9 protein-coding genes are annotated in these 8,813 nt (G+C 38.6%); 6 read left to right on the top strand and 3 right to left on the bottom strand.

The window, feature by feature from the left end:
* Positions 1–41: 41 nt before the first annotated feature.
* Positions 42–254, bottom strand: coding sequence for a transposase (locus HMPREF1551_RS13320; protein ID WP_410492497.1), 213 nt, complete (start codon positions 252–254; stop codon positions 42–44).
* Positions 255–392: 138 nt separating this feature from the next.
* Between HMPREF1551_RS13320 and HMPREF1551_RS03300 the strand changes: the two genes are divergently transcribed.
* The 6 genes from HMPREF1551_RS03300 (at position 393) to HMPREF1551_RS03275 (ending at position 6,972) form a co-directional block, all read left to right on the top strand.
* Positions 393–1,610, top strand: a complete 1,218-nt coding sequence (locus HMPREF1551_RS03300) for an RsmB/NOP family class I SAM-dependent RNA methyltransferase (protein WP_021627610.1) — start codon at positions 393–395, stop codon at positions 1,608–1,610.
* Positions 1,611–1,655: 45 nt separating this feature from the next.
* Positions 1,656–2,564 carry a histone deacetylase gene (locus HMPREF1551_RS03295; protein ID WP_021627609.1) on the top strand — a complete coding sequence of 303 codons (909 nt, stop codon included), beginning with the start codon at positions 1,656–1,658 and terminating at the stop codon, positions 2,562–2,564.
* A gap of 11 nt (positions 2,565–2,575) precedes the next feature.
* Positions 2,576–3,655: an IS630 family transposase gene (locus HMPREF1551_RS03290; RefSeq protein WP_231374951.1), complete on the top strand. Its 1,080-nt coding sequence runs from the start codon at positions 2,576–2,578 to the stop codon at positions 3,653–3,655.
* Positions 3,656–3,775: 120 nt separating this feature from the next.
* On the top strand, positions 3,776–4,015 hold the full coding sequence (locus HMPREF1551_RS03285) for a ferrous iron transport protein A (RefSeq protein ID WP_009642050.1): 240 nt from the start codon (positions 3,776–3,778) through the stop codon (positions 4,013–4,015).
* Positions 4,012–6,183 carry a ferrous iron transport protein B gene (feoB, locus tag HMPREF1551_RS03280; RefSeq protein WP_009642048.1) on the top strand — a complete coding sequence of 724 codons (2,172 nt, stop codon included), beginning with the start codon at positions 4,012–4,014 and terminating at the stop codon, positions 6,181–6,183. Before HMPREF1551_RS03285 ends, feoB begins: the two co-directional genes overlap by 4 nt.
* A 144-nt stretch (positions 6,184–6,327) precedes the next feature.
* A complete protein-coding gene (locus tag HMPREF1551_RS03275; protein WP_021627607.1) occupies positions 6,328–6,972 on the top strand; it encodes a hypothetical protein in 645 nt (214 codons plus the stop codon).
* A gap of 325 nt (positions 6,973–7,297) precedes the next feature.
* Here the strand turns inward: HMPREF1551_RS03275 and HMPREF1551_RS03270 are convergent, their stop codons facing one another.
* Both HMPREF1551_RS03270 and HMPREF1551_RS03265 read right to left on the bottom strand, forming a co-directional pair.
* Positions 7,298–8,419, bottom strand: coding sequence for an IS4 family transposase (locus tag HMPREF1551_RS03270; protein WP_021627606.1), 1,122 nt, complete (start codon positions 8,417–8,419; stop codon positions 7,298–7,300).
* 125 nt (positions 8,420–8,544) lie between these two features.
* Complete coding sequence (locus HMPREF1551_RS03265; RefSeq protein ID WP_155851603.1) at positions 8,545–8,763, bottom strand: hypothetical protein; 219 nt, start codon at positions 8,761–8,763, stop codon at positions 8,545–8,547.
* Positions 8,764–8,813 lie beyond the last annotated feature (50 nt).

Below are 8,813 nucleotides of genomic sequence, written 5' to 3'. Positions count from 1 at the left end.
ATTTAGCTTCAATATTTTTATTGATTCTCAAGAGATTATAGTCAAAAAGAAATGGTTTGCGAATTTATCAAACGGAAATTGAGAGTTAGAAGTGACTCTAACTCCTTTTTATAAGTATATATATTATCAAAGAAATTCCTTATAGCATCTCGGGATTCTGTCTTGTTCCGATAGAAACCTGTATTGATTACTTTTTTCCGTAAGAATTTCCACAAGCGCTCTATTAAATTGAGGTTTGGAGAGTATGGAGGCAAGAAAATTTGCTTGATTCTATTATCTTCTACAGATGGTGCAAAAATAACAAATTTTTTATTTATCCACAATCTAAATTTGTTTGACTATAAAACAGAAAAAAAACGTACATTTGCAGTTTATTAAGAAAAGAGATTTTGATGCGATTACATAGAAATTTGGTAGATGCCGTAGTAGAAGGCTTTTTGCAGATTAACAATGATCATCTCTATGCCGACAAGGTCATAGAGCGGTTGCTCAAGCGAGATAAACGCTGGGGGAGCAAGGATAGGGCTTTCATAGCCGAGACCCTCTATGAGCTGATACGCTACAAGCGGCTCTATACGGAGATAGCTCAGGAGAAGGCACCTTTTACGGTGCAGAGTACCCGAAGGATATTTGCTGTATGGGCGGTGCTACGTGGGATTACACTACCGGAATGGTACTTTGAAGGGACACCGGAGCGGCGCATCAAGGGGCGCTTCGATGCGCTTTGCAAGGAGCGCGCCATACGTGAATCAATCCCTGATTGGTTAGATGCGCTTGGTGTAGCCGAGCTTACCGAAGGGGTCTGGGAAGCAGAATTGCATGCCCTGAACCAACAAGCACAGGTGGTGCTACGGGTCAATACCCTCAAGACAGATCGCAAAGCACTTCAGGCACAGCTAAGCAAAGAAGGCTATGAGGCGGAGCCCCTTGAGGGAATGTCAGATGCCTTAAGGCTGAAAAAGCGTGCCAATGTATTCCTCTCGGAGGCCTTCAAGCAGGGACTTTTTGAGCTACAGGATGCCGCTTCCCAAAGAGTAGCCCCCTTGCTCTTGGGGAACTGGACTGCTGCGCAGGGGAGCCTCAAGGTAGCCGATTGTTGTGCGGGAGCAGGAGGGAAAACCCTTCATTTGGCTTCGCTGATGGGAGGCAAAGGCAAAATCGTGGCGATGGATATCTATCCACAGAAGTTAGACGAACTGGCTCGTAGGGCAAAGCGCAATGGGGTTTTCAATATAGAAACACGCCTGGTAGAACCTAAATACCTCAAGCGACAACGCGGCACTTTCGATAGGGTACTTATTGATGCCCCTTGTTCGGGGCTGGGTGTCTTGCGCCGCAATCCGGATACCAAGTGGAAGCTTACCCCTGAGTTCTTAGATCAAATACGTGCCACTCAAGCTCAAATCCTTGAGCAATACAGCCAGCTAACCAAGCCAGGGGGACAGCTGGTCTATGCCACTTGCTCGATACTTCCCAGTGAAAACCAGCAACAAGTACAGCGTTTTCTCCAAAGTGAAGCCGGCAAGCGCTTTACCTTAGTGGAAGAACACCAGATTTCGGCCACTGAAGGCTATGATGGATTTTATATGGCGCTTATTAGTGACAAATGACAAGTGACAAGTGACGAGTGACAAGTGACAAATGACAAATGACAGATGAAGATAGCCTATGACCCTATATATACCCATCCGGTGCCGGAGAATCATCGTTTTCCGATGGAGAAGTATGCCCTCTTACAGGAACAGTTATTGTGGGAAGGAATCTGTCAGCCTACAGATTTCTTCACTCCCGAGAAGGTAGCGATGGAGGACTTATATTTGGCACATATGCCAACCTATGTACAGGATTTTGTAGGGCTGCACCTTGAGGAACGCACTCGTATTCGGATAGGTTTTGTGCAGAGTCAGCAGCTTGTGGATAGGGAACTGACCTTGGTGCAAGGCACGATAGTGGGGGCGGAGTATGCCCTTTCGGAGCGTGTTGCCTTCAATATAGCCGGAGGTACCCATCACGCCTATTCAGATAGGGGCGAGGGCTTCTGTATGCTCAATGACCAAGCGGTAGCAGCGGCCTATCTACTTGAGCGAGGTAAGGCACGGCGTATCCTCATCATCGATTTAGATGTACACCAGGGCAATGGTACTGCCGAGATATTTGCCCAAAGGCCAGAGGTATTCACCTTCTCGATGCATGCGCAGGGGAACTATCCCTTTGTGAAAGAACAATCGGATAGGGATATCGCCCTCCCTAATGGGGTAGGGGATGCGGCCTATCTTGCCCAGCTATCGGCTGTATTGCCGAATCTTTTCCAGCAACATCAGCCTGATTTTGTCTTTTACCAATCGGGGGTGGATGTGCTGGAGAGTGATAAGTTTGGCAAGCTCTCCCTTAGCTTGGCGGGCTGTAGGGAGCGTGACCGACTGGTATTCGAGGCCTGTGCTCAGCGACAGGTACCGGTGCAATGTAGCATGGGAGGGGGCTATTCGCCACGGCTATCCACTATATTAGAGGCACATACCCAAACCTTCAAGGTAGCCCAAGAAGTGTTCGATATTTATAGTTAAACAAATTTAGATTGCGAATAAATAAAAGATTTATTATCTTTGCACTGTCTATTGAACTAACACTGTCACCAACAGAAATAGAGGAACTTAGAAAGCTCCAACGCAACTTGCAAGGTCGCTCGGATTATGCCCGAGTTACCTGCATTTTGATGCTTTCTATGGGCAATACTCCTATTTTTGTTGCTGATTGCTTAGGTATAGATATTTCTACTGTTTATCGTTATCGTTCCTTATATCTTGAAGGAGGACTAGATAAACTTCTTGAGAATCGTTATAAAGGTTATCAAGGTCTGCTTAATATTTTTCAAATAAAATCCTTAAAACAAGAGTTACGCACACATCTTTATACAGATGCAAAACAAGTATCTCAATGGGTTAAAGACACTTTTGAAGTTACCTATACTCCACAAGGAATGGCTGATTTACTTAACAGAATTGGTTTTTCCTACAAGAAAACAACCAAAGTGCCTTGTGAGGCGGATCCTTTAAAACAAAAACTATTTGCTGAAGCACTCTCTAAAATTCTTCAAGAAAAGGAAGAAGGGGATGTGGTGTATTTTGCCGATGGTGTTCATCCTACGCACAACAGCCGTTCCACTTATGCTTGGATAGAGAAAGGTAAAGAGTTTCAACAACCAACAGTTAGTGGGCGTGATAGAGTGAATATCAATGTTTTACTTAATGCTTATGATGTTACAGATGTAATAGCTCTTGATTGTGAATGCGTTAATGCAGAATCAACAAAAGAACTTTACGAATTAGCTCTTAAAAAGCATCCAAACGCTAAAAATATTTATATTATATCCGATAATGCTCTCTATTATCACAATAAAGAGCTTCAAAACAGGGTAGAAGATAATAGAATCAAGCAAATCTTCTTGCCTCCATACTCTCCGAACCTCAATTTAATAGAGCGCTTGTGGAAATTCTTACGGAAAAAAGTAATCAATACAGGTTTCTATCGGAACAAGACAGAATCCCGAGATGCTATAAGGAATTTCTTTGATAATATATATACTTATAAAAAGGAGTTAGAGTCACTTCTAACTCTCAATTTCCGTTTGATAAATTCGCAAACCATTTCTTTTTGACTATAAAACCCAACCTTATTACATTTTTTTAGATTTTGGTAAATTATTTTGTTGTTACAATATAAAATTGTAATTTTGCTCGTCTAAAAATATATTTTATATTATATAAATAATATACTTATGTTACTTACTTTAGCTTCTCTAAAAACAGGACAAGTCGCTATTATTGAAGGATTTACCCCTGAATGTCGACAAGAGGTACGACAACGCTTGTTGGACTTAGGCTTTGTACGTGGTTCCAAAATATTTGTGGAGAATATAAGCCCTTTGGCTGACCCCGTAGCATATAATATTCATAATACCCAAATTGCCCTCCGCAAAGAGGATGCCCTTTGTATATTAATTAGCTTATCCCTATGAAAAATACTTGTGATACTTGTGCCCTAAACCCTTCAGCTTCCCTAAAACCCTTAGGAGAGGAGACAGGAACTTTTGATTATACTATTGCTTTGGCTGGTAATCCTAATACTGGGAAGAGTACTGTGTTCAATGCTCTTACCGGTCTGCGCCAACACACGGGCAATTGGCCGGGAAAAACAGTTACCCGTGCTGAGGGAAGTTTTCTATTCCATGACTTACGTTACAAAATAATTGATCTCCCTGGCACATATTCGCTACTTTCTACCTCTGAAGATGAGGAAGTAGCACGGGATTTTATTCTCTTTGGTAAGCCTGATGTAACCGTGATAGTGGTAGATGCAAGTCGCTTAGAGCGAAACCTAAGTCTTACCCTTCAAATATTAGAAATTACAGATAAAGCAGTGCTTTGCCTAAACCTAATGGATGAGGCTTCCCGACACCATATTAGCATAGATACACGTACTCTTTCACGGGATCTGGGTATTCCTGTAGTAGCTACCAGCGCCCGTACCAGAGAAGGTATTGATGATTTACTTCTTGCCATTGAGGAGGTAGTAAGTGGTAAGTTCCAAACTAAGAAAAAAACATTTATAGAACTCCCTAAACAGCACATTGAAGCTATTGCACAATTAGAGCAAATACTTAACAAACTGAACCCTACACTCCCTAATACACATTGGTTAGCTATGCGCCTTATTGAAGGTGACCAAAGTATAAAAAAAGGAATAGCCGAAGGTTCTTTTTCGGAAAAAAACAATCCTGAAGAACAAAAGCATCTACTACACATCGCTCAGAAGTACCATCAACTATTAGGCGACAACTACCGTAATGATTTAGTAGAAGCTATTTATGCACAAGCCTCTGCCCTGACAAATGCTTCAGTGAGTACAGACCTCTCTGCTCGCTCTTTCCGCATAGATCGTGCCATTGATAGGATAGTAACTCATAAGTTTTGGGGATTTCCTATTATGTTCCTTCTATTGGCTATAGTATTATGGATTACTATTACAGGTGCTAACTACCCATCAGAACTACTTTCCGATTTTTTTGTAGGTTGGTTATATCCTCTGCTGAAGAGTGGCGCTGAGACTTTGCATTTTCCATGGTGGCTTAGCGGTTTCCTTATTGATGGCATCTATCTGGCTACTACTTGGGTTATTTCAGTGATGTTACCTCCTATGGCTATTTTCTTCCCTTTATTTACCCTTTTGGAGGATTTTGGCTACCTACCACGTGTAGCTTTCAACTTAGATAAGCTCTTTCGCCGGGCAGGAGCACATGGCAAGCAAGCCCTTACGATGAGTATGGGATTTGGCTGTAATGCTGCAGGAGTCGTGGCAACACGTATTATTAATAGTCCACGAGAGAAACTTATTGCTATTATTACTAATAATTTTTCTCTCTGTAATGGCAGATGGCCTACCCAAATACTCATTGCTACCCTGTTCATTGGAGCATTGGTACCCAAACAATGGTCCGGTACTGTATCCATGCTCGCTGTAATAGGAATTGCAATATTAGGAATTATCTTTTCATTTTTCACATCGTGGTTACTGAGCAGAACTTTGCTCAAAGGAGAGTCCTCTTTCTTTGTATTAGAACTCCCTCCTTATCGTCCTCCACGTTTCTTTCAAACTCTTTATACCTCTCTTATTGACCGTACCCTCATTGTACTGTGGCGTGCTATCGTATTTGCAGCTCCTGCAGGAGCCATAATATGGCTCATTTGTAATATACAAATAGGCAGTCAACCCATAGCCTTATGGCTTATACATGGCTTAGATCCTATAGGTATATTCATAGGACTTAACGGAGTGATTCTCTTGGCATACATAGTAGCCATTCCTGCCAATGAGATCGTTATCCCCACTATACTAATGCTTACCACAATGCTATTAGGTCAAGCTACCGCAGGCGAAGCAGGTGTACTGGTGGAGGCTAGCACCTCCGAAATAGACACCTTACTACATGCGGGGGGCTGGAGCCTATTAACTGCTATTAATCTGATGCTATTCAGCTTATTACACAACCCTTGTAGTACTACTATCTATACGATTTATAAGGAGACTAATAGTAAAAAATGGACGCTCATTGCTACCTTTTTACCTGTACTATATGGGGTATTGGTGTGTTTTTTACTAAGCAGAGTGTGGAAAATAGCCTTTTAAGAACTCGTTTTCCTTTTTTGATAAAAAAGTGGATATTTTTAGTGCTCTCATTAATAATATACTATTTTTTTAATAAGACAGAATTTTGCAAAGTTTAAGAGACTTGAATCAGAATACAAAACTATAACATATTAAAATTTAACCATGAGAAAAATCATTATAAGTGTAGCTATCATGAGTTTGCTCACCGCATGTGGTGAAAAACCAACACAAGAAAAGGCGGATTATGCAGTGATCTCAGGAAAGGTATCCATTCCTGAAAACCAGAAAATACAGCTCATTCTTAACAACGAAGTTCTTAAGGAAATTCCTGTCGGCACCGATGGCTCTTTCCGAGATACCATACGTCCTATAACAGAGAATCATTCTTACTATCTCTTTGAGAATCCTACTCTATTAGTTCCTCTTTATTTAGATAATGGGACTAATATAGAACTCTCTCTTAATCAAGACCTCTCCAAAGTAACCTTATCCGGTACGCAAGCAAAGCAAACACAATACCTAATAGAGAGAGAACTCTTTGTCAATAATAAAATATTTAGATCCGATGGGGCACTTTTCAAGCAGGAACCACAAGTCTTTAAGCAAAGCCTTAAATCTCTCTTCAGTGAACTTGAAACAAAGCTAAAAGGCTATGGATTAGAGGAAGATTTCGTAAAAAACCAACAAAAATGGATTAAGTATAAATATATAGGAGCATTGACAGAATATCCTGATTCTTATGACTATTTCTTAGGTAAGCAACCCACACTTCCTGAAGATTTCTATGCAGAAAGAAAGGAGTCATAACATCTGCATTTGCACCTTTGATGCTTTTTAGTGAAGATACAGAAACTTGGTCTTTTTTGAATTTTGATAATTTCATAAGACAATCTGTTTACACATTAATACATTATACTTCTCTTTTTATCTCGGCTGTTGTCTATTCCTTATGTTTTGCTTTTTTATGAGTTGCAAAATATCTGAATGATTCTCATTTTTTATAATCTTTGATCTTCTGGGTTTTCTATTTTTTTATTATTTGTTTTTATATTGTTATTGCCAAACACTGGTGTTTATCAACAAAATGTTAATGTTAAAAATTAAATTCTAATTGTATATTTTTGATAATTTCTTATCTTTTGCAAGGTGTAAAAAGCTCCATAATAGAGGTACTCACAAATGAGGAATTTCCTATTATACGCATTGTGTCAATTATAGTTCCTTTAAGTTTTAAGTCGTTTTTGATGATATTTATTAGACAATAAGTGATAATAGCTATGTGAATCTGGATTCTAACAGCGTTTTCAGATGTTCCCCAAAAGGTTTTTACCTTGAGATATTGCTTTATCCATTTAAAAAATAGTTCAACTTGCCACCTATTCTTATACAATAAGGCTATTTCATTAGCTTTTAGATAAAAATTGTTTGTATAATAGACAAAAGTTCTTTTAAGTTCTAGGGCATAATAAACAATTCGCCTAAGTTCAGAGGGGTAATTATCCCTATTCCTATTTCCTGTAAACCTAATTGTTTGATCACGTAAGATGTTATCATCATTTTCAAGAAGGTCTTCTCCTGAGATAATTTCATAATCAGGTAAGCCTTTCTCTCGAATAATAAAGAAAGCATTTGTTAAATTTATTTTATAAAGTCTATTTAGATCAAAATAGCCACGATCAAACACATAACATGCCAAAGGCTCAATTTCTATAAAATCCATTCCCTTGGTATCGTGAATATTAGCGTTTGTAATCCTATAGAATGTAGGTATCTTAGTAGCTAAATCAATTTGTGTATGGATTTTTATTCCTGATTTAGTGCTTCTAAAATTAGCCCATTCAAAAACAGACATACATAGATCAATGGTTGTAGAATCTATAGCATAGAATTTTCCATGCAAGCAAAAGTCTTTAAAAGAGAGCTTTTTTTGAGCTATATCTATCATATAGAAAGCATATTGCTCAAATATTTTTACATCTCTAACTTTATTTGCTATAGAAAAGGTCTTTAGATCTATAAGATTTTTTCCAAGACCTAAATGATAAGACATCTTAGAATTAGCATTGATAGTACCAACAAGTTCTCTAAGGCTAGCACAGCCTATAAGTTGTCCAAGAATGAGGGCTAACATCTGGTTCCAGTGAGAAAATTTCCAATTTTTAGTTCTATCATCATATTTAGAAACTAATCTATTAAAAAATCTTTGGGGCAAAAACGATGTTACTTGTGAAAAAACATATTTATTTGCATTCATTGCGTTAATTTTTGAACGCAAAAATATTATTTTTTCAAATCTCGGACAAGAAAATTCAATCTTAATTGACTGAATACAAGCTATTTAAAAACAATATTTAACAAATTTTAATAAACACCAGTGAATTAATGTAATCTTTTTGCCTTTGTATTAATATCATCTAAATCAGCGTCTAATTCAGTCCTTAAACGATTTTGAAGTTCAGATATCTCTTTTCTTGCTAAATCCTTATCTCCATGAATGTTATATCTTAACTTAATATCTCTAACCTCAAATCCGACTTGAAGACTATAATCAGCATGAGAACCTCTATGATAATATTTTTTATTGTTGGCTGTTGCCATTTTCTCATTATCCCACATTACTGGTGTTGCGTTGATTTTTTATTTTTTAT

Source organism: Capnocytophaga sp. oral taxon 863 str. F0517 (assembly GCF_000466425.1).
In the GTDB taxonomy this organism is placed as follows: Bacteria; Bacteroidota; Bacteroidia; order Flavobacteriales; family Flavobacteriaceae; genus Capnocytophaga.
Note: the sequence above shows the minus strand (reverse complement) of the source record. Positions and strands in the feature narration are given on the sequence as shown.